Genomic DNA, 26,121 nt, shown 5'->3' on the forward strand with positions numbered 1-26,121 from the left:
CGCTTACACATGTTTTTCCAGCGTAAAAACCACCACGCCGAACGGCGCAATCTCTGTCACGCCGCATTCGAAATCGACCGCATTATTCGTCAGACGTACTTTGCCGCCCGGCAGCCGCACCACATCAAACACATCCAGCGCATCGTCGATACTGATAAACCAGCGCCCGTTACCAATTTTCTGCGCCGAGGTATCCACCAGCCAGGCCGCATTCAGCCCCTCGATAAAATTCAGCCCTTCCGTCGATGACGGCGCAAGGCTGCGATCCAGCGCCCAGACGCCCACTTCTTTCAGCTCGCCGGATTCCAGCCGGAATTTCGGAATGCTCAGCACAGCATCATTTGACGCCGCAGGAGCCGGAGCCGGGTACATTTCACCTTTCCCGGTCGCCAGCCAGTTCAGCGAGACGCCGGTATCCAGCGCGCAGGTCACCACCACATCGCCGGGAAAAAACTCACGCCGCACCCAGGTGCTGATAGTTCCGGAGGAGATATCAAGCAGGTCGCCGAGATCTTTTTGCATCTGGAAACCATACGCATCGAGGATGCGGCGCAGCACCGGCCGCCCGCCGGTCGATAAAATCTCATCGTACAGTGCCTTGCCTTTCGGCAGCGGCTTATCCGCTGATTTTGCATTTGCAAATTCACCGTTTACCAGCCAGTGCAAATCTGCGCCGGTATCCAGCGCGCATTTGACCACTGCCTTATAGGGCACGCTGTCGCGCTGGATCCAGCTACTGATATTGTTCGCCGGGACATCCAGTGCTTCGGCAAGCGCTTTCTGGCTGGAGACAGAATAGGACGCAGCAATACGCTCGATCACATCCTGAACACTCATTTTGTTATCACTCATGTTCACCAACATCAAAAAAGCGATTTACACAATCGCATTTGCGATTTATATTGCTGTGCATCGACCAAAATGCACAGCAGTGCAGTACATTTCAAACAACAGGAGATAATGCGATATGTCAGATGCAAAATCAACGCCGTCGCATCCGTTATCTGGCTCTCAAATGCAATCCAGGAATTTCACCCATGGGCAGATGGATGAGCTGGTCTCCGCCCTGCTCCCGACATTACAAACCCTGATCCGCTCGGCGATGTCCGATGCCATGACGGTGCGGGATTTCGCTGCCATGCGCGGTATTAGCGAGCGTCTGGTCTGGCAATGGCTCGACGAAGGCATTCTGCTGAAAGCACCAACCCGCGACTATTCGAGCGCGGAAAACGCCGGTAAACGCAGCCGCACGCTGATCAACGTGCAGGCCTGGCGCGACAAATTAACCCAGCAGGCGATCGACTGTCGTTATCTCGACCGTCGTTCCGGCACCTCGTTTAGCTGAATTTGCTTTTGCAAACTCAGAATCAAACAGGAGGCAATATGGCGATCACTTCACCCACCGCAACGCTTCCGCTCAACGCCGGAGAACGCCTGAGCGGGCTGAACCATATCGCGGAAATCCGCGGCCGCTTCTGGGGCGATAGCTGGCGCGAGGTGGCGCGCTTTATCGACGAGCTGCGTGACAAGCGGGATGAACACTTTGAAGAGAACAGCCGGGCGCTGGCGGCGATCTTCTTTCTCGCCAGAGTACCCACGGCGCGTCAGGCGCTTCATCCGGATGCGCTGACGCTTGAGGAGAAGCGGGCGCTGATTGCCGCGATGAACCATTTCCGCGTGGTAGTAAGCCTGTTTCCGAAACGGCTCACCATGCCGCTGTAACCCCTTTTTCATACCTATGACGTCAACCCGTCGGGCCTCCCTTTGCCCGAATTTCAGGAGAAATACCATGCGTAAAAATGTTACCCCCCATCCAGTACGCAGCCATGAAGAGATCGCGCTGCTGCTGGCAGAAGCCCGCAACAACGAACGCCTGCGCTGTGCCGGCATTATTTCCGGGCGGCTGGAGGCGCTGGCCGCGTTTATCGCCACCCGGCGTCTTGAGTGGTGCGACGTCGCCGAACTGCTGCGCCAGGAAGCCAGCCATATCGATACCCAGGCACAGGAGCTGCACTGATGGCCGATGAAATGGATCTCGTTCAGCAGCGTGAGCTGGACGATCGCGAGCGCTATATCCGCCAGGCGCGTAACCGCCTGCTGTTGCCCTCACGCCTTACCTGCGAATGCTGCGATGCGCCGATTCCCCAGGCCCGGCGGATGGCGTTGCCCGGCGTGACCTGCTGTGTCAGTTGCCAGCAGCTCGCCGAACTGAAAGATAAACATTACCGGAGGCGCTAATTGGCGGTCTCGTGGGCTTATCCGTGGAACGCGCCGCGTTCAGCGATCGCCAGCCCGTATCTCACCCACGCGGAACTGCACCGTCGCAACCAGCATTTTGCGGCGGTGCAGCAGGCGCGCCACGCGCTGGCGCTGCAACCGGAGTGCATCCGCTTTCCGATCACCCGCCGTATCGATGTGCTGGAACAGGCGCACGGTACGGCGCGGGCCAACGCCTTTCTCTGCCACTTTTTTCACCGCGCTATCCCACGGCTAAACGCGGTGACGCAGCGCTACCAACACAAACCGCTTAGCCCGCGCCTCTCCAGAGCCGTGTTCAATGGCCATTTTGATACCACCATCCAGCAGGATCTGGCGAGCCGTCTGGTGGCGCTGCTGGCCCGCTATAACCAACTACCGGATCTGGCGAAAAGCGCGATTGACCGGCTGGCGACCGACATCGCGCATTTTATTCGCGGCGAACTGGCAAACATCGACAGCGCGGAAGCGGCAGAGCTGAAAACCCTGCACCGCTGGTATCTGCACGCCGGAATGATTGCGCTGCAATTTAACGTCACGCCGCCGCACTGGCAGCGTGTCACCCGTAAAGTTGCCTGCGCTGATGAGATTGCCCCGGCGGTGATCCGCCTGTTCAGTGAGGTCTGGTGGCGCGGCCATCTGCGTCGCATCGCCGCCCAGTGGCGCGAACATTTGCAAATTGCACTCGGTAACGTCAGCAAGAAAAAACGGCCCTATGCCAGCGACGATTGCGTCAGCGCCTGGCGCGAGCAGAAACGCCGTAACCGCGAGTTTCTCAACAGCATGGAGCTGGAAGATGAGGAAGGAAACCGTATCAGCCTGATTGATAAGCATGACGGCTCGGTCGCCAACCCGGCGATTCGCCGCTGCGAGCTGATGACGCGCATTCGCGGCTTTGAAACGATTTGTCAGTCGCTGGGTTATGTCGGCGAGTTTTATACCCTGACCGCGCCTTCAGCCTGGCACGCCACCACCCGCGCCGGTTATCGAAATCATAAGTGGAACGGTGCCAGCCCGGCGCAAACGCAGGGCTATTTCACCCGGCTGTGGGCAAGGATCCGCGCCAGGCTGCATCGTAACGGGCTGCGTATTTTCGGCATTCGTGTGGCTGAGCCGCATCACGATGGCACGCCGCACTGGCATCTGCTGCTGTTTATGCAGCCGCAGGATGTCAGCCGCGTGCGCGAAATTCTCGGCGACTATGCCCGCGAAGAAGATCACCACGAGCTGCGCAGCGATAAGGCGAAACGCGCCCGCTTTCACGCCGAGGCGATCGATGCGCAAAAAGGCAGCGCCACCGGTTATGTGGCGAAGTATATCGCCAAGAATATTGACGGGTATGCGCTGGAAGGTGAGCGCGATAATGAGAGCGGCGCACCGTTGCAGGAGACGGCCTGCGCCGTTTCCGCCTGGGCGGCACGCTGGCGGATACGCCAGTTTCAGTTTGTTGGCGGCGCGCCGGTGACGGTGTATCGCGAGCTGAGAAAAATGGCCGATGGCAAAACAGCTCGCGGCTTAAGCGTGGAATTCGCACTGGTTCACGATGCCGCCGATGCCGGGGACTGGGCAGGCTACGTCAATGCTCAGGGCGGGCCGTTTGTTCGTCGCGATGATTTGCAGGTGCGCACGCTGTATGCGCCGGATGACGAATTTAACCAGTACGGCGAAACCACGGTACGTATTCGCGGAGTGTATGACACCCAGGTCGGTGCCGGTTCGCCGGTGCTGACGCGGCTGAAAAAATGGAAAATTGTGCCGAAGCGAACGGGGGTTGACCTTCAGGGCGCGCCTGCGCCCTCTTGGAGTTCTGTCAATAACTGTACGCGCTGGCCCACCAGCCGCTGTAGTGATCCACCGCCCGATAACCCGGAATTGACGAGACAAACCGCACCAAAAGCGTGGGCGAAGCAGAATAATGGTTTTCTCTTTCAGCAACATAGTGATGCAGTGAAATAATTTTCGCTTCCCATCAATAAACGGCCTATGATACTGTACAAATATACAGTAAAGAACTCATGAGGGGATTCATGGTGTCTGAACGGAATGAACGCGCCCAGCGGAAATGGGCGTGCGTAAGGTTTATTGCCGAGTTGTCTCTGCTCCACCATTGCAAAAAGGAAGAGCTGGAAATGGCACTGTGGCTGATTGCCGATATGGCGGAAAGCGAAAGCGCGACTGCGCAGGAAAGAGACATCTTTTACCAGGCAGAATAGCCGCCGGAAACCCGCCGGTTACGGCGGCCTGCGCGCCAGATCATACCTGCACTGTTTCAGGCCGCCCCTCCCCACTTCACATTGCTTTCGCCCTGTTGTGTCAGCGTACAGCCAGCGGCGACAGATAGCGTCCGCCTGCTCCGGTCTGGAGACTTAACGGTGGGAAAAATCCTTCCCGACGGTAAGAGACGCGAAACGATGAATGTAATCACACAACAGGGCGATACGCTCGATCTCCTTTGCCTGCGCTATTACGGCTACACCCAGGGTGTGGTTGAAACGGTGCTGGCAGCCAATCCAGGCCTTGCCGATCTGGGCGTGATTCTGCCTTACGGCACTCCGGTAAACCTGCCGGAAGCACAGGCGCCGACGCAGACAGAAACGGTGAATCTATGGGCCTGACTATCGAAAAAGTCACCTCGTCGCTGGCCTACTGGATAAGCGTCGCGCTGACCTTTTTCGGCGCGATGACGCCGCAGGATTTCGCGGCCTGGTTCGGCGCGCTGGGCGTTGCCGTCACCGTCGCCGTGAACTGGTATTACCGCCGCAAAAGCTATCTGTTCCTGAAATCCTGCGCCATGAGCCAGGAGGTGATGAATGGGCTTACCCGTTAAACGTTGCAGCGCTGCGGCGGTGCTGGCACTGGCGGTGCTGGTACCGGATTTCCATTTACTGCACACCTCGCAGCCGGGGCTGGCGCTGATTGCCGATCTGGAAGGCTGTCGTCTGCGTCCATACCAGTGCAGCGCTGGCGTCTGGACATCCGGCATTGGCCACACCGCTGGCGTCGCGCCAACGCGGGATATCAGCGAAAAAGAGGCGGCGGTGAATCTGGTCGCCGATGTACTGCACGTTGAGCGACGGCTGGCAGCCTGCGCGCCGGTTGCCATGCCATCACAGGTCTATGACGCGGTAGTCAGTTTTGCCTTTAACGTCGGCACCGCTGCCGCCTGCCGTTCGACGCTGGTGTGGTTTATCAACCACAAACAGTGGCAACAGGCCTGCAATCAGCTGCCGCGCTGGGTGTTTATCAACGGCGATCGCAATCGCGGGCTGGAAAACCGCCGCGAACGCGAACGCGCCTGGTGCCTGAAGGGGGTGAAATGACCGCCCGGCTGATTGCCCTGCTGCTCGCAGTGCTGGGCGTAATATGGCTGGTGCAGCAAAACCACGTGCTGCGCAGCGCGCTTTCGCAATCCACCCAGCTTACGCGCGAGCAGAACAACACCATCGCGCAACTGAAAGCACAGCGCGCCGCCGCTGATGCGCTGGCGGCCAACAACGAGCAGGCGCAGGTGGCGCTGCGTCAGCAGCTCAATGCCGCCAGCGAACAGGCCGTGCGCCGCGAACAAACCATCACAAGGTTACTCCATGAAAATGACGCCTTCCGCCGCTGGTATAACACTCAGTTGCCTGATGCTGTGCGCCGGGTGCACCAGCGCCCCGCCTGCCCCTCTGCCGGTCACTGTTTACAACCGCTGCCCGCAGGTCAGCCTGTGTCCGATGCCGGGCAGCGATCCACAAACTAACGGCGATTTAAGCGCCGATATCCGTCAGCTTGAGCGCGCACTGGAAAGCTGCGCGCTACAAGTCGAAACCGTTAAACACTGCCAGGATGAGATAAATGCTAAAACCCGACACGCTGCGCAAAGCCCTGACTGATGCTGTCCCGGCGCTGCACGACACCCCCGATACGCTGCGGCTGTGGGTGGACAAAGGCAGCAATACCGCCACGTTTGCCCCTTCGCTGTCGTTTGAAAAACAGTTCAACCTCAACGTCGAAGTCAGCGCTTTTTCCGGCGATATCGATACGATTTTTGTGCCGATCATGGCCTGGCTGCGCGACAACCAGCCGGATATTCTCACCGTCGAAGCGGGTCAGCGCGGCTGCTTTAGCTGGTCGCTGACGACCAACAGCGATGGCACCCAGGATCTGCTGATTATCCTGCAACTGACCGAGCGCACCAAAGTGACGGAAGTGGATGGCGCGCTGCACGCCGAGACGTTGCCGGAGCCGCTGCCGCCGGCGCTGGTTACCCGCCCGGTTGAGCTCTATATCAACGGCGAACTGGTGAGCCGCTGGGCTTCATAACGCCCGCAAATGCGCCCCGCGTTGTGCCAAAAGCCGGACAGCCTTGTCCGTTTTTCAAAGCCGGGGCCGCATAGCATCATTTCCGCTATGAACACACAACTCTCGCTCCAGGAAATGGCCCGCGCGCTGCGCAATATGATCCGTACCGGGATTATCGTCGACATCGACCTGACTTCCGGGCGTTGTCGAGTGCAGACAGGCGGCATCGTCACTCAGTGGTTGCAGTGGTTAACCCACCGCGCCGGACATTCACGTACGTGGTGGGCGCCCTCGGTCGGCGAGCAGGTTTTACTGCTGGCGGTCGGCGGCGAGCTCGACACCGCCTTTGTGCTACCGGGCATTTTTTCTGACGACAACCCGGCGCCTTCCGTTTCGGCGGACGCCTGGCATGTCGCCTTCCCCGATGGCGCGGTGTTCGAATACGAACCACAAAACAGCGCGTTGAAAGTCAGCGGCATTAAAACCGCCGATATCACCGCCTCCCAATCCGTAACCGTCAGTGTGCCGGAAGTGAAGGTTGTCGCCTCCACCCGCATCACGCTTGATACCCCGGAAGTAGTCTGTACCAACAAGCTCATTACCAGCACGCTGGAGGTGCAAAAAGGCGGCACGATGAGCGGCAATATCTCGCACAGCGGCGGTTCGTTGTCCTCTAACGGCAAAGTACTGCATACCCATCAACACCCCGGCGACAGCGGCGGTACAACAGGAGCGCCTCTATGACAGTGCAATACAGCGGTTTTGACCGCACCACCGGCCAGCGCCTGACCGACACCGAACATATCCGCCAGAGCATCAGCGATATTCTGCGCACGCCTGTTGGCTCACGGGTCATGCGCCGTGATTACGGCTCACTGCTGTTTGAGATGATCGACCAGCCACAAACCCCGGCGCTGGCGCTGCAGATTCAGGCCGCCTGCTATATGGCGCTGCTGAAATGGGAACCGCGCATCACGCTGAGCGCAGTGACAACCGAACGTCAGTTCGACGGCACGATGATTGTCAATCTGACCGGCCAGCTCGCCAGTACCGGCGAATCCCTTTCGTTAACCCTTCCAGTGAGTTAAAACCATGCCGATTATCGATCTGAGCCAGTTGCCCGCGCCCAATGTGGTTGAGGAACTTGATTACGAGGGTCTTCTTGCCGAACGCAAGGCGACACTCATTTCCCTGTTTCCTGCCGACGAGCAGGAGGCCATCGCCCGTACGCTGGCGCTGGAGTCCGAGCCGCTGACCAAGTTTCTTGAAGAGAACGCTTATCGCGAAGTGCTGTGGCGCCAGCGCGTCAATGAAGCCGCCCGCGCGGTGATGCTGGCGTACGCCGCCGGTAACGATCTTGATGTGATTGCCGCTAACAGCAATACCGCGCGACTGGTGATCACCCCTGCCGATGACAGCACCATCCCGCCGACTGCCGCAGTGATGGAATCAGATAAAGACCTGCGACTGCGTGCGCAGCAGGCCTTTGAAGGCTTAAGTGTGGCCGGGCCGGAAGGCGCTTATGAATATCACGGCCGCAGCGCCGATGGTCGCGTTGCCGATATCTCCGTGATCAGCCCGAACCCGGCGTATATCACCATCTCTGTGCTCTCACGCGAAGGCGACGGCAGTGCCAGCGACGAACTGATCGCCATCGTTGAAAAGGCGCTGAACGCAGAAGATGTCCGCCCGGTTGGCGACCGCGTAACGGTACAAAGCGCGGAAATTGTGCCCTACCAGATTGACGCCACACTCTATTTTTACCCGGGGCCGGAATCGGAACCGATTCGTCAGGCCGCCGAACAGCAACTCAAGACCTATATCTCCGCACAGCGCCGACTGGGCCGCGATATCCGCCAGTCGGCCATTTACGCTGCGCTGCACGTTGAAGGTGTACAACGCGTGGAGCTGAGCTCGCCGCAAAGCGATCTGGTGCTGGAGAAAAACCAGGCTTCGTACTGCACAGCCTGGAGCATTAATACAGGAGGCACCGATGAGTGATGACCGCCTGTTGCCCGTTGGCTCCTCAGTTCTGGAGGTGGCAACGGCAGAGGCAGCGGCACAAATCGAACGCGTACCGGTGCCGCTGCGCACATTATGGGATCCGCTGACCTGCCCGGCAGAGCTGCTGCCTTACCTGGCGTGGGCGCTCTCCGTCGATCGCTGGGATTACAGCTGGCCCGAGGCCACCAAACGTAAAATTATCGCCTCTGCTTTTTTTGTTCATCAACACAAGGGAACCATTAGCTCATTACGACGCGTTGTTGAACCACTCGGCTACCTGATTGAGCTACGCGAATGGTGGCAGGAGAATGCCGAACCCGGCACGTTCCGGCTGGTGATTGGCGTGCAGGAGAATGGCATTACCGAGCAGATGTACCAGGAGCTGGAGCGGCTTATCAATGATGCCAAACCGGCGAGCCGCCATCTGTCGGAACTGAACATTAGCCTGAGCACCAGCGGCGAGTTTTATGTTGGTGCCAGTTGTTACCTCGGTGAAGAGCTAACGGTTTATCCTTACATGCCGGAAGAGATTGTGGTCGGCGGCGAGTATTACCCCGCTTCTGCCATCCATCTTATCGATGATGTTTATATTTCATAACCCGCCACACTGCTGAAACGGGCTACGGCCCGTTTTGTTTTATCTCCCTCGTTGTATCAGCGGACCGACAACGCCGCTGATTAGCGTCTGCCTGTGGCTGAACGGAAAATAGCTCCGCCGTTCATTCACTATCCAACAACCAGAGAGCATATGCATGACTGCCAAATATTTTGCCATTCTGACCAATCAGGGCGCCGCAAGGCTGGCGAATGCCACCGCTATCGGCACCTCGCTCAATCTGACGCAAATCGCCATCGGCGACGGTAATGGCGTACTGCCGACGCCCGACGCAACGCAAACCCGGCTGGTGAATCAAAAGCGAATTGCGCCGCTGAATGCCCTGTCGATCGATCCCACCAACACCAGCCAGATTATCGCCGAACAGATAATCCCCGAAAACGAAGGGGGTTACTGGATCCGCGAACTCGGTCTCTACGACGATGAAGGCGTACTGATTGCTGTTGCCAACTGCCCGGAAACTTACAAGCCATTGATGCAGGAAGGGAGCGGCCGCACGCAGACGATTCGCATGGTGATCACTGTTTCATCAACCGCCGCGGTGACGCTAAAAATCGACCCGGCAGTGGTGCTGGCGACGCGTAAGTATGTTGACGATAAAGCGATTGAGGTGCGCACCTATGCAGACAACCTGATGAGCCAACACGTCGCAGCGGGCAATCCGCATGCGCAATATGTCAAGGTTGCAGACATGGCCACCTACGTACCGCCAGGTATACCAGTGCCTTATCCCTCTGCTACACCGCCGATCGGCTGGCTGCTGTGTAATGGTGCCACATTTAACAAAACCCTCTACCCGGCACTGGCGGCTGTATTTACCTCCGGGAACTTGCCCGATCTGCGCGGCGAGTTTATCCGCGGCTGGGATAATGGACGCGGCGTGGATACAGGGCGCGTGCTGCTGAGCAGCCAAGGGGATGCTATAAGGCCTATGACCGGGTCAGTGGATGATATCTACGGTGGTCCCGCTGGCGCAGCTACTGCTAAAGGCGTATTTGCAACAAGCCTGTATTCAGCGACAGGGCCTTTCTATGCCTCCGGTTCATCTGGTCAGGACCGCGTGGTACATGCGTTGAAATTTGCGATCCCTTCAACGATACCTACTGCAGGGGAAGCCCGTCCACGCAACATTGCCTTTAACTACATTGTTCGCGCGGCCTGAGGCTCATGTTTTGCCGGATAACGTATTGCTTGTCCGGCTTTTTTATTCCCCCTCGTTGTGTCAGCAGGCAACCAACGCCGATCAATGGTGTTCGCCTGTGGCTGAACGGAAAATAGCGTCACCGTTCATTCTTCACCAAACAACCTGAGAGTTAACGCATGACTGCCAAATATTTTGCCATTCTGACAAATCAGGACGCTGCGAGGCTGGCAAACGCCGCATCGCTCGGCACAAAACTTAATCTCACGCAGATGGCGGTTGGCGATGCCAACGGCGTACTACCGATGCCAGACCCAACGCAGACAAAACTGATTAACCAGCAGCGTATTGCGCCGCTGAACCGACTGTCGGTAGATCCTAATAACAGCAGCCAGATTATTGCCGAGCAGTTTATTCCGGAAACCGAAGGCGGTTTCTGGATCCGCGAAATTGGCCTCTATGATGACGAAAGCGTGTTGATTGCGGTCGCCAACTGCCCGGAAACGTATAAATCGCAAATGCAGGAAGGGAGCGGACGCACGCAGACCATTCGGATGGTGCTCACCGTCTCATCAACGGCTGCCGTCACGTTGAAAATCGACCCGTCGGTGGTACTGGCGACGCGGCAGTATGCCGACGACCTGATGAACAACCATGTGAAAGCCGCTAACCCGCATGCGCAGTACGCACCGCTGGCCAGCCCGGTGTTTATCGGCACGCCGACGGTGCCGGATACGCATATTGGCAACTACGGACAGCAGATCGCCAACACCAAATATGTGCGCGATGTTATTGCTGACTACGACGGCATTTTACCGGTGGGTTCGCCCGTCGCCTGGCGGCTGGTTTAAATGCAACGGCGCGTCCTTTGATAAAACCCAGTTTCCACGGCTGGCAGCCGCCTACCCGGCCGGTGTTCTGCCGGATCTGCGCGGCGAGTTTATTCGCGGGCTGGATGATGGGCGCGGGCTGGACGCCGGGCGAGCACTGCTTTCAGCGCAGGCTGATGAGTTGAGATCGCATAACCACCGATTTATTAATGAATACGGCACGCTCACCGGGAAAATTGTCGCCTTTACCGATGAAAACAGTGAAAAAGTGGATCTCACCGGGCAAACAGGTAACCGCTGCCATACCTATATCTACATGGAAAACACAGGTGGTGCGGAAACCCGTCCACATAACATTGCATTTAACTACATCGTGAGGGCTCAATAATGTTGACCGCAATTCTGGATGAAAACCGCTTAGCCACCCGTGCCGGGGAAGTGACCGTTTACAACTATGACGCGACCAGCCGCGAATACCTCTCTACATCCGTTGAATATCTCGCCGTGGGTGTCGGTATTCCGGCAAACGCAGCGCTTGATGCGCCTCTTTCGGCGAAAGCGGGATTTGCCATCTGCCGCAACGCTACCGGGCAGACCTGGGAATACATTCACGACTCACGTGGTGAAACGGTATATGACACCAACAGCGGCGAACGGAAACAGATAACCGAACTGGGCGATTACCCGGCGAATGTCACCACGCTTGTTCCGGCTACGCCTTATGACGTCTGGAATGGCAGCGCTTGGGTAACCGATGAAAGCGCGCAAAAAACCGCGCTGATAGCGGAAGCTGAACAGAACAAAACGCAGCGGTTGAAAGAGGGGAAAGAGAGTATCAGCGTGTGGCAGACCGAGCTACAACTCGGCATTATCAGCGACGACGACAAAGCCAGCCTGGTGAGATGGCTGGAGTACATCAAGGGCGTGCAGGCTGTCGATACCACAAGCGCACCTGATATCAGCTGGCCTGAACAGCCGCAATAATACCAACGGGCCGCGGCCCGTTTTTTGTCGAGTTGGCGCTGCGCTTCCCCGACCTGAACGCCCCACAGGCCTGATAAGGCGCAATCGCCAGCAGGTCATTCTCCTAAGAGTTGTATCGCCCGGCAACCAACCCTAACTGATAGGCCTCGCCCCAATGTACCCCGGACAATACCGTTTACTCAATCGATAACCTGAGAGTGAACGCATGACTGTAAAATATTTTGCCATCCTGACCAATCAGGGCGTGGCGAAGCTGGCGAACGCCACCGCGCTGGGCACCCAAATCCATATTACGCAAATGGCCGTTGGCGATGGCAACGGCAGCCTGCCCACGCCAGACCCGGCACAAACCCAGTTGATTAATCAGAAACGCATCGGCGCAGTAAATACACTGACTGTTGATACCGAGGACGCCAATCAAATTATCGCTGAGCAGGTGATCCCGGAAAACGAAGGGGGATACTGGATCCGCGAGCTGGGTCTTTTTGACGACGATGGCGTACTGATTGCTGTCGCCAACTGCCCGGAAACCTACAAACCGCTGTTAGGCGAAGGTAGCGGGCGCACGCAGACGATTCGTATGGCGCTGATTGTTTCCTCTACCGCAGCCATCACGCTAAAAATTGATCCGTCAGTGGTACTGGCGACACGCAAATATGTCGATGACAAGGTTATCGAGGTAAAAGCCTGGGCCGATAATCTGCTGAACCAGCATATTGCAGCCAGCAACCCGCATACTCAGTATGCGCCGATTGCCAGCCCCACACTGACCGGAACACCCAAAGCCCCCACTGCAGCGCAAACGGCAAACGATACGCAACTGGCCACCACCGCTTTTGTTAAAGCAGCAATATCAACGCTGAACCTGGGTGACGGTTCAGCTCTGCCGATTGGTGTGCCCATTCCCTGGTCATCGGCGACACCGCCGGCAGGCTGGCTGAAATGTAACGGCGCGGCATTCACCGCAGCGCAATACCCGAAGCTGGCTGTGGCGTATCCAAACCTTGTATTACCTGATTTGCGAGGGGAATTTATTCGCGGCTGGGATGATGGACGCGGGGTTGATGCAAGCAGAACCTTACTTAGCGCACAGAGCGATGCTATACGCAATATTACCGGCAGTATGCCTATGGTTGCCCCCTACGGGTACGAGCAGGATGCTAAAGGGGCTTTATATGGTTCAAGTGGATTTACGCATGGCGGCGGTTCTGTTGCACAGCAAGCTGGTGGGTATGGTGTGGCGTTTAGCGCATCACTTTCCGTCCCTACCGCAGCAGAAAACCGTCCGCGCAACATCGCCTTTAACTACATTGTGAGGGCTGCATAATGACATCAGCAGTATTGGATAAAGCAAAAATCGCCACCACAGCAGGAAACATCACGGCTTACAGCTTTTCTGCGCAAACCGGCGAATTTACGGGTTCCAGCGAAGAGTTTTTAGCGATCGGCGTTGGTCTTCCCGCCGGTTCAACAGACATTACTCCCGGTGCCGTTGCTGAGGGATGTGTGGCTGTCTTTACGGGGAGTGAGTGGGAGCAGAAAGAAGATCATCGGGGAAAAACCGTCTATTCCACGGCCGATCTTAGCGCCTCAACAGTGGATTATATCGGCCCGCTTAAAGACGGATTTGTTGCCATTGAGCCCGCAACGCCCTATGACAAGTGGGACGGAAGCGCATGGATTACGGACGCCGAAGCACAACACGTAGCCGCGGTTCAGGATGCGCAGGCACTTCGTCAACAACATATCGATACGGCGATGTCATCAATCAGCGTTATCCAGCTTAAGTTGCAGGCGGGCAGGACGTTGAATGACGAAGAAAAAAACCGGCTCGACCAGGTTCTGGATTATATCGATGCCATAAACGCCATTGACCTCTCCAGTGCGCCCAATATCACCTGGCCCACTCAACCAGCATAATTCAACGGGCTACGGCCCGTTTTTTTTATCGCCCGCTGTTGTTTCATCCTCGCCCCAACCCCGATAAATAGCGCTGCGCCGCTGCGGCCTGGAGAATAGCACTCACCCCAACACCACGGAGTTAAACGGATGAGTGACTATCATCATGGCGTTCAGGTCGTCGAAATCAACGACGGCACGCGCGTCATTTCCACTGTCTCAACCGCCATTGTCGGCATGGTATGTACTGCCAGCGATGCCGATGCGGCAACCTTTCCACTGAATGAACCGGTGCTTGTCACCAGCGTGCAAAGCGCCATCGCCAAAGCGGGTACCAAAGGTACGCTGGCCTCTTCGCTGCAAGCCATTGCCGACCAGGCGAAACCGGTTATCGTCGTTGTGCGCGTCGCTGAAGGCAGCGGCGATGATGCGCAGGCGCAGACGATTTCCAACATCATCGGCACCACCGATGAAAACGGTAAATACACCGGCCTGAAAGCGCTGCTGACCGCCGAAGCCGTCACCGGCGTGAAACCGCGTATTCTGGGCGTGCCGGGTTATGACACGCAGGAAGTCGCCACCGCACTGGCGCCAGTCTGCCAGAAGCTGCGCGCCTTCGGTTATGTCAGCGCCTGGGGCTGCAAAACCATTTCCGATGCGATTAAGTATCGCGAGAACTTCAGCCAGCGCGAGCTGATGGTGATTTGGCCGGATTTTCTCGCCTGGGATACGGTGGCGAACGCGACGGCAACTGCCTACGCTACCGCCCGCGCACTTGGCCTGCGTGCGTATATCGACCAGTCTGTCGGCTGGCACAAAACGCTGTCCAACGTTGGCGTGAATGGCGTCACCGGCATCAGCACCCCGGTCTTCTGGGATTTGCAGGAATCCGGTACCGATGCCGACCTGCTGAACGAAGCGGGTGTGACGACGCTGATTCGCAAAGATGGCTTCCGCTTCTGGGGCAACCGTACCTGCTCCGACGATCCGCTGTTTCTGTTTGAAAACTACACCCGCACCGCGCAGGTTATCGCCGACACCATGGCAGATGCGCATATGTGGGCGGTCGACAAACCGATCACCGCGACGCTTATCCGCGACATCATCGACGGTATCAACGCCAAGTTCCGCGAACTGAAAAGCAACGGTTACATCGTTGATGCCACCTGCTGGTTCGACGAGAGCGCCAATGACGCCGAGACCCTGAAAGCCGGGAAACTGTATATCGATTACGACTATACGCCGGTGCCGCCACTGGAAAACCTGACCTTACGCCAGCGCATCACCGATAAATATCTGGCGAATCTGGTCTCCTCGGTCAACAGCAATTAAGGAGCCTGATAAATGGCAATGCCGCGAAAACTGAAATATATGAACGTGTTCCTCAATGGCTACAGCTATCAGGGGATCGCAAAATCCATCACGCTGCCGAAACTGACCCGCAAGCTGGAGAACTACCGTGGCGCAGGCATGAACGGTATCGCGCCGATTGATATGGGTCTTGATGACGACGCCATGGCAATGGAGTGGTCGCTGGGCGGCTTCCCGGATGAGGCTATCTGGGAACTGTATGGCGCAACCAGCGCCGATGCGGTGCCGATCCGCTTTGCTGGTTCCTACCAGCGCGATGACACCGGTGAAACGGTCGCCGTTGAAGTGGTGATGCGCGGTCGTCAGAAAGAGATCGACACCGGCGAGAACAAGCCGGGCGAAGATACCGAGTCCAAAATCTCTGTCGTCTGTACTTATTTCAAACTGACGATGGATGGCAAGGAACTGGTGGAAATCGACACCATCAACATGATCGAAAAAGTGAACGGCGTCGATCGTCTCGAACAGCACCGCCGCAATATCGGCCTGTAACCCCTGCCCGGTCAGCCAGTCTGGCCGGGACTTCCCTTCGCTAACGCAATCACGAGGATTTTATGAGCAACGAAACTGATAACGTCGTTACCCTGGAAACGCCGATCAAACGCGGCGAACAGCTTATCAACGCCGTTACCCTGATGAAACCGAATGCCGGCACCCTGCGCGGTTTGAGCCTGGCGGCAGTGGCGAATGCTGAAGTGGATGCGCTGATTAAAGTGCTGCCGCGTATCACCTCGCCTTCCCTGACCGAACAGGAAGTGGCGGCGCTGGATCTGGCGGATATGGTCGCGCTGGCAGGCAAGGTGGTCGGTTTTTTGTCGCCGGTTTCGGTACAGTAAGTTTTCCGGCCAACCTGTCGGTTGACGATTTGATGGCGGATATCGCGGTGATTTTTCACTGGCCGCCATCAGAACTCTACCCCCTGAGTCTGAGCGAACTCATCACATGGCGCGAAAAGGCGCTTCAGCGAAGCGGAAACACACATGAGTAACAGCACAAATATTGACGCACTGCTCACGGCTGTTGACCAGGCGACGCGCCCGTTTAAAAACCTGCAAACGGCGAATGTTTCGCTTGCTGCGGGTATCAAAGAGACGGAGAAAAATCTGCGCGGGTTGTACAGCCAGCTTGCCCAGGTTGAGGGTTTAACGCAGGCCGAAAAATCCCTTTCGGCACTCAGCCTGCGCCTGCAAACCGTGCAGTTGCGCGCGCAAAAGCTGACGGAGCAAGGCCCGCCGACGCGCAGCCACGCCAGCATTCTAAACTTCACGCAGGAGCGTGCAACCGCGCTTTCGCAACAGCACGAAACGGCACGCGGAGCGGTGATCGACCACCGTTTAACGCTGCTGCGCGCAGGCATTGAGCCGAATGCACCGGCGGCGGCGAAACTGCAACTGCAAAGCCAGATCAGCGATCATCGCGCGCAGCTTGTCACGCAGCAGCAGGCGCTGAAACAGAAGACCCGGCAAAAACGCGCGGAAAAAATCCAGGCGGGCCAGCAAACGATTCAGGGCATCGCCGGGAAAGTCTCCGCGGTGGGCAAAACCGGAATGGCCGTCGCCACTTCTGGCTTCAACATCGGCAAAAAACTCCTGCAGCCGGGCTATGAGCAATCGCTGAAAAATAGCGCGCCGGCGCAGTCTGAAAGTGAAGTAAGTAACCCGGCAAGTGCGGTAAGCGCGCAGGCGGGCAATCTCGGTACCGATTTACAGGCACTGCAAAGTGCTTATCAGTCGCTGAGCGTGGATATTTTCAGTACGCAAGAATCCTCCCTGCGCCAGCTGGTGCAAACGGCAACGGTTTATCTGGGGCAGTTGCAACAGTGGGTGCAGAACAACCAGGGGCTGGTGCAAACCTTCGGCATGATTGCCACTGTCGTGGTCGGCGTTGCCGGGGCGATTGGCACCGTCGCGGGCGTTATCGCGCCGGTCTTTACGGGTATCAGCACGCTGATCACCATTGCGACCACTTTTGGCAGCGTCTTTACTACCGTCTGCGGCGGGATTATGGCGGTGCTTGGTTCGCTCACGCTGCCGATTGTCGGCGTGATTGCCATTGTTGCCGCCGCCGCGCTGGCCATTTACACCTGGTGGCAGCCAATCAGCGCTTTCTTTAGCGGTGTAATGGCCGGGATTGGCGCCGCGTTCGCTCCGCTCGCCGGACTGTTTGCGCCGCTACAACCGCTGTTTGATCTCATCGGCAACGGCTTGCAGAACATCAAACAACTCTTCAGCGATCTGATTACCCCCGTTCAGGCCAGCCAGGAAACGCTGAACCAGTGCGCAAAAGCGGGTTTCTATTTCGGCCAGATGCTCTCTGGCTCCATCGCGCTGGTGATTGAGAGCGTAAAAATATTGGGCAGCGGCCTGAATTGGGTACTGGAAAAACTCGGGATTATCGACAAAAAACCGGTGCTCGAGGTACCGAAACCGCCGACAGATGCCAGCGGCAGCCAGAGCTACATTCAGCCAACCAGTGCAATGCCTGGCTTTAACAATTATCAGGCAGCGAAACCGGCTGGCGGTGGTTCCTACGTTGACCAGAGCAGAACGGATATCAACGTAACGCTACAGGGCGATGTTTCACCGGGCAGCGATAACAGCCGCCACCTGATGGAGCTGCTCGAACAGTACGAAAACAATAAGCGCGACAATGCGCTCTCGCAATTCAACGCGTTAGGAGGTTATGCACCATGATGCTGGCGCTGGGACTTTTTGTATTTATGCGGCAGACACTGCCCTATACCACCATGAACCGCACGGCCGGATATAACTGGGCCTCCAATAGCCGCGTCGGTAAACGCGCGGCATTTCAGTACCTTGGCCCGGGCGAAGAGACCATCGTTCTTGGCGGTGACCTCTATCCGGAGCTGACCGGCGGCCTGCAGTCGCTGGATGTCGTGCGCACAATGGCCGAACAGGGGAAAGCGTGGCCGCTGATTGACGGAACGGGAACCATTTACGGCATGTTTGCTATCGAAAGCCTGAAGGACAACGGCTCCGAGTACTACAGCGACGGTTCGCCCCGCAAAATTTCCTTCACACTGAGCTTAAAGCGGGTGGATGAGTCGCTGGCCGCCATGTTCGGCGATATTCGCCAGCAGGGCGAAGAGCTCTATTCCAGGGCAAGAAAAACGCTGGGGATCGACCTATGATCGATGCGCTGACCAATGGGCTGGCGCAGGTCAGCAGCCCTGCTTATTTACTGATGCTGGACGGTAAAGATATCACCGAAAATATTGCCCCCCGGCTTATCAGCCTGACTATCGAAGATAACCGTGGTTTCACCGCTGATACGCTGACACTGGTGCTGAGTGACGCCGATGGCGATATTCAGTTGCCGCAGCGCGACACGAAAATCCGCGTATTTATCGGCGAAAAGGGCTATGCGCTGGTCGGGCTGGGTGAGTTTGTTATCGATCAGGTTAAGCATGATGGTGCGCCGGATAAGGTGACGGTGATCGGACGCAGTGCGGATTTCAACGGCAAACTCAACAAAGAACATGAGCAGTCGTGGCATGACACCACGCTGGGCGCCATTGTTGAGGAGATTGCTAAACGCTGCGGGCTGGAAGCCAGCGTTGCCGAATCACTGAAGAGGATTAAGATTGCGCATATCGACCAGTCGATGGAATCGGACGCCAGTTTCCTGCACCGCCTGGCGGTGCGTAACGGTGCCGAACTGACGGTGAAATGGAACAAACTGATGCTGATTAAACCAGGACGGGGATTGAATGCAAAGGGCGAAGCGTTCCCGCAGGTTGTCATTCAGCGCAGCGACGGTGATAAACACAGTTTTAATATTGCCGACCGCTCAAGTTACACCGGCGTGACGGCGCGCTGGCTTGATACCAAAAAGCCAAAAAATCAGACGCAAAAAGTGCAGTTACAACGTAAAACCACTGCGCAACCCCCTGCCAGTACAGAGCATCCCCAGGCGGTGACACCTACGGCAGAGCAAAGCGAAAAGCCGGTTTACGTTGCCGGGAGTGCCGATAACGTCTATGGCATGTCGACCGTCTATGCCAGCAAAGAGGAAGCGAAAAGGGCAGCTGATGGGCTGTGGCATTACATTCAACGTAATACGGCCACCTTTTCCCTCACGCTGGCGCGGGGACGTACCGACATCACCCCGGAAACGCCGGTGCGGGTCTCTGGCTTTAAGACGGTCATTGACGATACGGCATGGACGATTAAAAAAGTGACGCACAGCCTGGATAACAATGGGTTTGTCAGCAAGCTTGATTTGGAGGTCAAAATCGAGGAGGGACAATATGATGTGCAGAATAAATAGCAAATGCGATTTAAAGTTTGCATTTGCAAGCTATGAGTTTATTATTGCAGCATGTTAACGAGGGAGAACCCACCATGATGCATTGCCCGGTATGCCAGCAAGCGGCGCATGCGCGCTCAAGCCGCTACCTGAGTTCCGAAACCAAAGAGCGCTACCATCAGTGTCAGAACATCCAGTGTGGCTGCACATTTGTCACCCACGAGTCGCTGGCGCGCTACATTGTCCGACCGCCGGTGACAGAAGCCTCTCCCCATTCAACGCGATAATTGCTTTTCCTCAGCCTGCGCCAGCAGGCTTTTTTTTGCCTGTCGCCACGGCGATCCGCTGCCGCCATTCTGCCGCCATCGCCAATAAAAAAGGGGTTAGCATTACGCTAACCCCTTGTTCTATAACACGCTTTGGATGTTGCGCGCGCGTTTTATCAGTTAAGACGCTCTTTAATACGAGCAGACTTACCGGTACGCTCACGCAGGTAGTACAGTTTAGCTTTACGTACAGCACCACGACGTTTAACAGCAATGCTGTCAACTACCGGAGAGTGAGTCTGGAAGACACGCTCAACGCCTTCGCCGTTGGAAATTTTACGAACAGTGAATGCAGAGTGCAGACCGCGGTTACGAATAGCGATAACCACGCCCTCGAATGCCTGCAGACGTTTTTTGGAACCTTCAACAACCCATACTTTCACTTCCACGGTATCACCCGGACGGAAGGAAGGTACGTCCTGCTTCATCTGCTCTTGTTCAAGTTGCTTAATAATGTTGCTCATAATTTAATCTCTTATCCTGGGTAAACTGATATTCGGGGGTGTATTACACCAGCCCATCATGTTTGTGTTGCTGTTGCGCGTGCTCTCGTTGGAACTCCGCCAGCAACCTTGCTTGCTCTTCAGTCAGAGCCAGGTTTTCCAGAAGTTCAGGTCTTCTAAGCCAGGTACGGCCCAGCGACTGCTTCAAACGCCAGCGACGTATCTCAGCATGGTTCCCCGACAGTAATACCGCCGGTACTTCCATCCCTTCTAACACTTCAGGTCGGGTGTAGTGTGGACAATCCAGCAACCCATCAGCAAAGGAATCTTCCGTTGCCGATGCTTCGTGCCCCAGTACCCCCGGAATAAACCGGGAAACCGAGTCAATCAGCGTCATTGCTGGTAACTCACCACCACTGAGAACGTAATCGCCGATAGACCATTCTTCGTCAATCTCGGTTTGAATTACGCGCTCATCTATCCCTTCATAGCGACCACACACCAGAATCAACTTCTGATTGGTAGCCAGCTCGCTAACGCCCGCTTGATCAAGCTTGCGTCCCTGAGGCGACAGATAAATCACTTTGGCGCCTTCACCCGCCGCGGCTTTTGCTGCATGAATGGCGTCCCGCAACGGGTTCACCATCATTAACATCCCCGGTCCGCCGCCGTAAGGACGATCGTCCACGGTACGGTGCCGGTCATGAGCGAAATCACGCGGACTCCAGCTCTGGATACTCAGCAGGCCATTTTTTACTGCCCGGCCAGTTACCCCGTAGTCGGTAATCGCGCGGAACATTTCAGGAAACAGGCTAATTATGCCAATCCACATAGCGCCGTCTTTTACCGTATATCCGGAGGTTTAAAAACCAGGATCCCAATCTACTTCAATGGTTTGAGTAGTGAGATCGACTTTCTTGATAACCTGCCCATCGAGGAACGGAACCAACCGCTCCTTGATACCAAATGCATCTTTCAGGTTTGCCTTGATGACGAGAACGTCATTAGACCCGGTTTCCATCATATCGACGACTTTACCGAGGCTGTAACCTTCAGTAGTCACTACCTGGCAGCCCATCAGGTCTTTCCAGTAGTAGTCACCCTCTTCCAGTTCCGGCAACTGCGAGGAATCTACGACGATTTCGCAATTCGTCAGCAAATTCGCTGCATCTCTGTCATCAATACCTTTCAGTTTGATGACGATGTCCTGATTGTGGTAGCGCCAGCTTTCCAGCTCAATGCTCTGCCACTGACCCGCCTTCTGGATAAACCAGGGCTGATAGTCAAAAATGCTTTCGGCGTCTTCGGTGGAGGAAAACACTCTGAGCCAACCACGAATTCCGTAAGAAGACCCCAGTTTGCCGACAATAATTGGCTCAGCAAGGACCGCTGCGGTTTGTTGCTTGCTCATCATGACCACCGTGACAGATTAAGCTGCTTTCTGTGCTTCTTTGATCAGCGCGGAAACGCGATCGGAAACGGTAGCGCCCTGGCCAACCCAATGCTGAATACGATCCAGATCCAGGCGGGTGCCTTCTTCTTTCTCGGAAGCGATCGGGTTGAAGAAGCCAACGCGCTCAATGAAGCGACCGTTGCGTGCATTACGGCTGTCAGTCACAACAACCTGGTAGAACGGACGCTTTTTAGCGCCGTGACGTGCTAAACGAATAGTTACCATAACATCCTCTTGTGTGAATAAAACACCAGGCCCCATCGAGGAACGGAGCCCGGCGTCATATTAAAAGCCCGAAAATTTTACTGATTTTTGGGGAAATTGCAATCAGGATAAAGTAAACAAGGAGAATAAGGCATATATCGGTGCAACCAGTTTAGTTCCGGCGTGTGCGCAGAAAGCGGAGCGTACACGGAGTACGTGAGCATTTACTCGCTCCGCTCGCCCTCCGGGGCCGCCCTAAAGGGCGTTCAAAACACGTTCGTGTTTTGTCGGGCACACCCCGGAGCTAAAATGGCAAACAAGATAGCCTTATATCCTTGTTTTACACGCAGTACGTGAGGATGACGAGCAACCCCCGGCACCAAAATAAAATAGCAAAAAAGCCAGGCCGTTTATTAGCGCCCAGGGAAGCCTGGCGGCATCATCCCCTTCATCCCGCGCATCATCTTCGCCATCCCGCCCTTCTTCATTTTCTTCATCATGCGCTGCATGTCGTCGAATTGTTTAAGCAGACGGTTCACATCCTGCACCTGCATACCGCAGCCTGCTGCGATACGGCGTTTACGGGAGCCTTTGATAATGTCCGGATTGGCGCGCTCTTTCAGCGTCATCGAGTTAATGATCGCTTCCATCCGCACCAGCACTTTGTCATCCATTTGCGCTTTGACGTTGTCCGGGATCTGCCCCATGCCCGGCAGCTTGCCCATCAGACTTGCCATACCGCCCATGTTTTTCATCTGGCGCAGTTGTTCAAGGAAATCGGTCAGATCGAAGCCGTCGCCTTTTTTCAGCTTGTTCGCCAGCTTCTCAGCCTGCGCACGGTCAACCTTGCTCTCGATATCTTCAATCAGCGACAGCACGTCGCCCATACCGAGAATGCGCGAGGCAATACGATCCGGATGGAACGGCTCCAGCGCTTCGGTTTTCTCGCCGACGCCGAGGAACTTAATCGGTTTGCCGGTGATGTGTCGAATCGACAGCGCCGCACCGCCGCGGGCGTCGCCGTCCACTTTGGTCAGCACTACGCCGGTAAGCGGCAGCGCTTCATTAAAGGCTTTCGCCGTGTTCGCCGCATCCTGACCGGTCATAGCATCGACAACAAACAGCGTTTCCACCGGGTTAATCGCGGCATGAACCTGTTTGATTTCGTCCATCATCGCTTCATCAACGTGCAGACGACCGGCGGTATCCACCAGCAGCACGTCGTAGAATTTCAGCTTCGCTTCTTTCAGCGCCGCGTTAACGATATCGACCGGCTTTTGCGCGACGTCAGACGGGAAGAAATCGACTTCAACCTGCTGCGCCAGCGTTTCCAGCTGTTTGATCGCCGCCGGGCGATAAACGTCCGCCGAAACGACCAGCACTTTCTTCTTGTGCTTTTCGCGCAGGAACTTACCGAGCTTACCGACGCTGGTAGTTTTACCAGCACCTTGCAGGCCAGCCATCAGCACTACCGCCGGCGGCTGCGCGGCGAGGTTCAGGCTCTGGTTCTCTTCACCCATCGCCGCAACCAGTTCGTTACGGACGATTTTGACGAATTCCTGACCCGGCGTCAGGCTTTTGTTAACTTCATGACCAACCGCTTTCTCTTTTACGCGGTTGATAAAGTCACGCACTACCGGCAGCGCAACATCCGCTTCCAGCAGCGCCATGCGCACTTCGCGCAGGGTATCTTTGATGTTGTCTTCAGTGAGGCGTCCACGGCCACTGATATTGCGCAGCGTGCGCGACAAACGATCGGTTAAATTATCAAACATTGTCTCTCGCCTGAGGTGATACGGTTGGCCGCCAGGGCGACGCATTACAGAAATTTGCCGGAGTATAACATGAAGACATTGCTCCTGTATGTGATGCAACTGTTGGAGCCAACGTCGCCTGACGTTATACTGCTTTTCTTTCTTCTTCAGTCAACTGCCGACATCCCTATGCCCGTTTTTGCTCTGATCGCTCTTGTTGCCTACTCAATCAGTATCGCGCTGATCATCCCCGGTTTGCTGCAGAAAAACAGCGGCTGGCGGAAAATGGCTATTCTTTCGGCGGTGATCGCGCTTATTTTTCACGGTTTCGGGCTGAAAGAACGGCTGTTTCCGGACGACGGCGGGCAAAACCTCAGCTTGCTGAATGTCGGTTCGCTGGTCAGTCTGATGATCTGTACGGTGATGACCATTGTCGCCTCGAAAAACCGCGGCTGGCTGCTGCTGCCGATTGTATATACCTTCGCGCTGATCAACCTCGCCTTCGCGATTTTCGTGCCGAATGAGTACATCACTCACCTGGAAGCGACGCCCGGCATGCTGGTGCATATCGGCCTGTCGCTCTTCTCTTATGCCACACTGATTATTGCAGCGATGTATGCCCTGCAACTGGCCTGGATCGACTATCAGTTGAAGAACAAACGGCTGGCTTTCAGTAGCGAAATGCCGCCATTAATGGTCATTGAGCGCAAGATGTTCCACATCACCCAGGTCGGCGTAGTACTGCTGACGCTGACGCTCTGTACCGGCCTGTTCTATATGAAGAACCTGTTTAGCATGGAAAATATCGACAAAGCCGTGCTCTCTATTATTGCCTGGTTTGTCTATATCGTCCTGCTGTGGGGCCATTACCATGAAGGCTGGCGCGGTCGCCGGGTTGTCTGGTTCAACGTTGCGGGCGCGGGTATTTTAACGCTGGCCTACTTTGGCAGCCGTATCCTGCAACAGTTTGTGAGTTAACGCCAAAAGGAGTTCCCCCTGGAACACATCTCTACCACGACGCTGATCATTACCCTGATTATCATGGTCGTGGTCTCAGCCTATTTCTCCGGTTCTGAAACCGGGATGATGACGCTGAACCGCTATCGCCTGCGTCACCTGGCCAAGCAGGGTAACCGCGCGGCCAGGCGCGTCGAAAAGCTGCTGCGCAAGCCCGATCGCCTGATTAGCCTGGTGCTGATCGGCAACAACCTCGTCAATATTCTTGCCTCGGCGATAGGTACTATCGTCGGGATGCGCCTGTACGGTAACGCAGGTGTAGCGATTGCCACCGGCGTGCTAACATTTGTGGTGCTGGTGTTCGCCGAAGTATTGCCGAAAACCATTGCCGCGCTCTACCCGGAAAAAGTCGCCTTTCCCAGCAGCTTTCTGCTGGCGCCATTGCAGGTGATTATGCTGCCGCTGGTGTGGCTGCTTAACGGCGTCACCCGCGTGCTGATGCGCATGGTTGGCATCAAAGCCGATGTGGTGGTCAGCGGTGCGCTCAGCAAAGATGAATTACGCACTATTGTTAACGAATCGCGCTCACAAATCTCGCGCCGTAACCAGGACATGCTGCTGTCGATTCTCGATCTGGAAAAGGTGAGCGTTGATGACATCATGGTGCCGCGCAACGAAATTGTCGGGATCGATATTAACGATGACTGGAAAGCGATTGTTCGCCAGCTCACTCACTCGCCGCACGGGCGCATTGTGCTGTACCGCGATTCGCTGGATGACGCCATCAGCATGTTGCGCGTGCGCGAAGCCTATCGCCTGATGACCGAAAAGAACGAGTTCACCAAAGAGGTGATGCTGCGCGCTGCCGATGAAATCTACTATGTGCCTGAAGGGACGCCGCTCAGCGTTCAGCTGGTGAAATTCCAGCGCAATAAAAAGAAAGTCGGGCTGGTGGTCGATGAGTATGGCGATATTCAGGGGCTGGTGACGGTAGAAGATATTCTTGAAGAGATTGTCGGCGATTTCACCACCTCTATGTCGCCTGCGCTGGCCGACGAAGCCACGCCGCAAAACGACGGCTCGGTGATAATCGATGGCAGCGCCAGCGTGCGCGAACTGAATAAAGCCTTTAACTGGCACTTGCCGGAAGATGAAGCCCGCACCATTAACGGCATGCTGCTGGAAGAGCTGGAAGAGATCCCGGCCGTTGGCACGCGCGTACGCATTGAGCAGTACGACATCGATATTCTCGATGTGCAGGACAACATGATTAAGCAGGTAAAAGTGATCCCGGTGAAAACGCTGCGCGAAAGCGTGGCCGAATAAAATG

The 26,121-nt window shown here is 56.1% G+C and carries 36 protein-coding genes and 1 pseudogene; 31 read left to right on the plus strand and 6 right to left on the minus strand.

Features of this window, described 5'->3' with window-relative positions:
• Positions 1-3: 3 nt before the first annotated feature.
• Complete coding sequence (locus DK872_RS25180) at positions 4-852, minus strand: phage repressor protein CI (protein ID WP_161518944.1); 849 nt, start codon at positions 850-852, stop codon at positions 4-6.
• Positions 853-967: 115 nt separating this feature from the next.
• On the opposite strand from DK872_RS25180, the gene DK872_RS25185 reads away from it, so the two are divergent.
• From DK872_RS25185 to DK872_RS25320, 29 genes and pseudogenes are all read left to right on the plus strand, one after another.
• A complete protein-coding gene (locus DK872_RS25185) occupies positions 968-1,345 on the plus strand; it encodes a hypothetical protein (RefSeq protein ID WP_007370740.1) in 378 nt (125 codons plus the stop codon).
• 38 nt (positions 1,346-1,383) lie between these two features.
• Positions 1,384-1,722, plus strand: a complete 339-nt coding sequence (locus tag DK872_RS25190) for a DUF5347 family protein (protein WP_035888424.1) — start codon at positions 1,384-1,386, stop codon at positions 1,720-1,722.
• A 67-nt stretch (positions 1,723-1,789) separates the two neighbouring features.
• Positions 1,790-2,017, plus strand: coding sequence for a DUF2732 family protein (locus DK872_RS25195; protein ID WP_007370738.1), 228 nt, complete (start codon positions 1,790-1,792; stop codon positions 2,015-2,017).
• Complete coding sequence (locus tag DK872_RS25200; RefSeq protein ID WP_007370737.1) at positions 2,017-2,238, plus strand: TraR/DksA family transcriptional regulator; 222 nt, start codon at positions 2,017-2,019, stop codon at positions 2,236-2,238. Before DK872_RS25195 ends, DK872_RS25200 begins: the two co-directional genes overlap by 1 nt.
• Positions 2,239-4,212: a replication endonuclease gene (locus DK872_RS25205; protein ID WP_007370736.1), complete on the plus strand. Its 1,974-nt coding sequence runs from the start codon at positions 2,239-2,241 to the stop codon at positions 4,210-4,212.
• A gap of 71 nt (positions 4,213-4,283) precedes the next feature.
• Entirely contained in the window at positions 4,284-4,469 is a 186-nt protein-coding gene (locus DK872_RS25210; RefSeq protein ID WP_035888419.1) for a hypothetical protein, read from the plus strand.
• A 198-nt stretch (positions 4,470-4,667) separates the two neighbouring features.
• Positions 4,668-4,871, plus strand: coding sequence for a tail protein X (locus DK872_RS25215; protein ID WP_035888416.1), 204 nt, complete (start codon positions 4,668-4,670; stop codon positions 4,869-4,871).
• Positions 4,862-5,083 carry an HP1 family phage holin gene (locus DK872_RS25220; RefSeq protein WP_035888412.1) on the plus strand — a complete coding sequence of 74 codons (222 nt, stop codon included), beginning with the start codon at positions 4,862-4,864 and terminating at the stop codon, positions 5,081-5,083. Before DK872_RS25215 ends, DK872_RS25220 begins: the two co-directional genes overlap by 10 nt.
• Positions 5,067-5,576, plus strand: a complete 510-nt coding sequence (locus DK872_RS25225) for a lysozyme (protein WP_007370732.1) — start codon at positions 5,067-5,069, stop codon at positions 5,574-5,576. The genes DK872_RS25220 and DK872_RS25225 overlap by 17 nt, the downstream gene beginning before the upstream one ends.
• Entirely contained in the window at positions 5,573-5,998 is a 426-nt protein-coding gene (gene lysB / locus DK872_RS25230; RefSeq protein WP_161518945.1) for an Rz-like lysis system protein LysB, read from the plus strand. The genes DK872_RS25225 and lysB overlap by 4 nt, the downstream gene beginning before the upstream one ends.
• The gene (gene lysC / locus DK872_RS27690; RefSeq protein WP_233218433.1) at positions 5,886-6,131 is read left to right on the plus strand and encodes an Rz1-like lysis system protein LysC; all 246 of its coding nucleotides are present in this window, start codon (positions 5,886-5,888) and stop codon (positions 6,129-6,131) included. Before lysB ends, lysC begins: the two co-directional genes overlap by 113 nt.
• Complete coding sequence (locus DK872_RS25235) at positions 6,094-6,561, plus strand: phage tail protein (RefSeq protein WP_035888407.1); 468 nt, start codon at positions 6,094-6,096, stop codon at positions 6,559-6,561. The genes lysC and DK872_RS25235 overlap by 38 nt, the downstream gene beginning before the upstream one ends.
• Before the next feature lie 87 nt (positions 6,562-6,648).
• Complete coding sequence (locus DK872_RS25240; protein ID WP_035888404.1) at positions 6,649-7,284, plus strand: phage baseplate assembly protein V; 636 nt, start codon at positions 6,649-6,651, stop codon at positions 7,282-7,284.
• Positions 7,281-7,628, plus strand: a complete 348-nt coding sequence (locus tag DK872_RS25245) for a GPW/gp25 family protein (RefSeq protein ID WP_007370726.1) — start codon at positions 7,281-7,283, stop codon at positions 7,626-7,628. Before DK872_RS25240 ends, DK872_RS25245 begins: the two co-directional genes overlap by 4 nt.
• A gap of 4 nt (positions 7,629-7,632) precedes the next feature.
• A complete protein-coding gene (locus DK872_RS25250; protein WP_007370725.1) occupies positions 7,633-8,541 on the plus strand; it encodes a baseplate assembly protein in 909 nt (302 codons plus the stop codon).
• Complete coding sequence (locus tag DK872_RS25255; protein ID WP_007370724.1) at positions 8,534-9,142, plus strand: phage tail protein I; 609 nt, start codon at positions 8,534-8,536, stop codon at positions 9,140-9,142. The genes DK872_RS25250 and DK872_RS25255 overlap by 8 nt, the downstream gene beginning before the upstream one ends.
• A gap of 154 nt (positions 9,143-9,296) precedes the next feature.
• A complete protein-coding gene (locus tag DK872_RS25260; protein WP_071921209.1) occupies positions 9,297-10,322 on the plus strand; it encodes a phage tail protein in 1,026 nt (341 codons plus the stop codon).
• Positions 10,323-10,480: 158 nt separating this feature from the next.
• Positions 10,481-11,519, plus strand: a pseudogene (locus DK872_RS25265) (phage tail protein).
• Positions 11,519-12,115 (plus strand): tail fiber assembly protein, encoded by a 597-nt coding sequence (locus DK872_RS25270; RefSeq protein WP_071921210.1) that lies wholly within the window; start codon positions 11,519-11,521, stop codon positions 12,113-12,115. The pseudogene DK872_RS25265 and the gene DK872_RS25270 overlap by 1 nt, the downstream one beginning before the upstream one ends.
• Positions 12,116-12,320: 205 nt before the next feature.
• Positions 12,321-13,442, plus strand: coding sequence for a phage tail protein (locus DK872_RS25275; protein ID WP_071921211.1), 1,122 nt, complete (start codon positions 12,321-12,323; stop codon positions 13,440-13,442).
• Positions 13,442-14,035 (plus strand): tail fiber assembly protein, encoded by a 594-nt coding sequence (locus tag DK872_RS25280; RefSeq protein WP_071921212.1) that lies wholly within the window; start codon positions 13,442-13,444, stop codon positions 14,033-14,035. The genes DK872_RS25275 and DK872_RS25280 overlap by 1 nt, the downstream gene beginning before the upstream one ends.
• Positions 14,036-14,164: 129 nt before the next feature.
• Complete coding sequence (locus DK872_RS25285) at positions 14,165-15,346, plus strand: phage tail sheath protein (protein WP_007370717.1); 1,182 nt, start codon at positions 14,165-14,167, stop codon at positions 15,344-15,346.
• Between the two features lie 12 nt (positions 15,347-15,358).
• On the plus strand, positions 15,359-15,877 hold the full coding sequence (locus DK872_RS25290; RefSeq protein WP_007370716.1) for a phage major tail tube protein: 519 nt from the start codon (positions 15,359-15,361) through the stop codon (positions 15,875-15,877).
• A 62-nt stretch (positions 15,878-15,939) separates the two neighbouring features.
• Positions 15,940-16,221, plus strand: a complete 282-nt coding sequence (locus tag DK872_RS25295; RefSeq protein WP_035888387.1) for a phage tail assembly protein — start codon at positions 15,940-15,942, stop codon at positions 16,219-16,221.
• A 32-nt stretch (positions 16,222-16,253) separates the two neighbouring features.
• Positions 16,254-16,373 carry a GpE family phage tail protein gene (locus tag DK872_RS25300; RefSeq protein ID WP_061493592.1) on the plus strand — a complete coding sequence of 40 codons (120 nt, stop codon included), beginning with the start codon at positions 16,254-16,256 and terminating at the stop codon, positions 16,371-16,373.
• On the plus strand, positions 16,366-18,078 hold the full coding sequence (locus DK872_RS25305) for a phage tail tape measure protein (protein WP_035888385.1): 1,713 nt from the start codon (positions 16,366-16,368) through the stop codon (positions 18,076-18,078). The genes DK872_RS25300 and DK872_RS25305 overlap by 8 nt, the downstream gene beginning before the upstream one ends.
• Positions 18,075-18,536, plus strand: coding sequence for a phage tail protein (locus DK872_RS25310; RefSeq protein ID WP_035888383.1), 462 nt, complete (start codon positions 18,075-18,077; stop codon positions 18,534-18,536). The genes DK872_RS25305 and DK872_RS25310 overlap by 4 nt, the downstream gene beginning before the upstream one ends.
• A complete protein-coding gene (locus DK872_RS25315; protein WP_035888382.1) occupies positions 18,533-19,675 on the plus strand; it encodes a contractile injection system protein, VgrG/Pvc8 family in 1,143 nt (380 codons plus the stop codon). The genes DK872_RS25310 and DK872_RS25315 overlap by 4 nt, the downstream gene beginning before the upstream one ends.
• A 74-nt stretch (positions 19,676-19,749) precedes the next feature.
• Positions 19,750-19,941: an ogr/Delta-like zinc finger family protein gene (locus DK872_RS25320; RefSeq protein WP_071531981.1), complete on the plus strand. Its 192-nt coding sequence runs from the start codon at positions 19,750-19,752 to the stop codon at positions 19,939-19,941.
• A gap of 155 nt (positions 19,942-20,096) precedes the next feature.
• Here the strand turns inward: DK872_RS25320 and rplS are convergent, their stop codons facing one another.
• From rplS to ffh, 5 genes are all read right to left on the minus strand, one after another.
• Positions 20,097-20,444, minus strand: a complete 348-nt coding sequence (rplS, locus tag DK872_RS25325; protein ID WP_002914145.1) for a 50S ribosomal protein L19 — start codon at positions 20,442-20,444, stop codon at positions 20,097-20,099.
• Positions 20,445-20,487: 43 nt separating this feature from the next.
• Entirely contained in the window at positions 20,488-21,255 is a 768-nt protein-coding gene (trmD, locus tag DK872_RS25330; RefSeq protein WP_007370710.1) for a tRNA (guanosine(37)-N1)-methyltransferase TrmD, read from the minus strand.
• Positions 21,256-21,285: 30 nt separating this feature from the next.
• Positions 21,286-21,834 carry a ribosome maturation factor RimM gene (gene rimM, locus DK872_RS25335; RefSeq protein ID WP_071921214.1) on the minus strand — a complete coding sequence of 183 codons (549 nt, stop codon included), beginning with the start codon at positions 21,832-21,834 and terminating at the stop codon, positions 21,286-21,288.
• 18 nt (positions 21,835-21,852) lie between these two features.
• The gene (rpsP, locus tag DK872_RS25340) at positions 21,853-22,101 is read right to left on the minus strand and encodes a 30S ribosomal protein S16 (protein ID WP_007370708.1); all 249 of its coding nucleotides are present in this window, start codon (positions 22,099-22,101) and stop codon (positions 21,853-21,855) included.
• Positions 22,102-22,493: 392 nt separating this feature from the next.
• Positions 22,494-23,855, minus strand: coding sequence for a signal recognition particle protein (gene ffh, locus DK872_RS25345; RefSeq protein WP_035888381.1), 1,362 nt, complete (start codon positions 23,853-23,855; stop codon positions 22,494-22,496).
• 168 nt (positions 23,856-24,023) lie between these two features.
• Between ffh and DK872_RS25350 the strand changes: the two genes are divergently transcribed.
• Positions 24,024-24,812, plus strand: a complete 789-nt coding sequence (locus DK872_RS25350; RefSeq protein ID WP_007370706.1) for an inner membrane protein YpjD — start codon at positions 24,024-24,026, stop codon at positions 24,810-24,812.
• Positions 24,813-24,830: 18 nt separating this feature from the next.
• Complete coding sequence (locus tag DK872_RS25355) at positions 24,831-26,117, plus strand: HlyC/CorC family transporter (protein WP_035888378.1); 1,287 nt, start codon at positions 24,831-24,833, stop codon at positions 26,115-26,117.
• Positions 26,118-26,121 lie beyond the last annotated feature (4 nt).

The sequence above is a fragment of the Kosakonia sp. MH5 genome (genome assembly GCF_009935945.1).
Classification (GTDB): domain Bacteria; phylum Pseudomonadota; class Gammaproteobacteria; order Enterobacterales; family Enterobacteriaceae; genus Kosakonia; species Kosakonia radicincitans.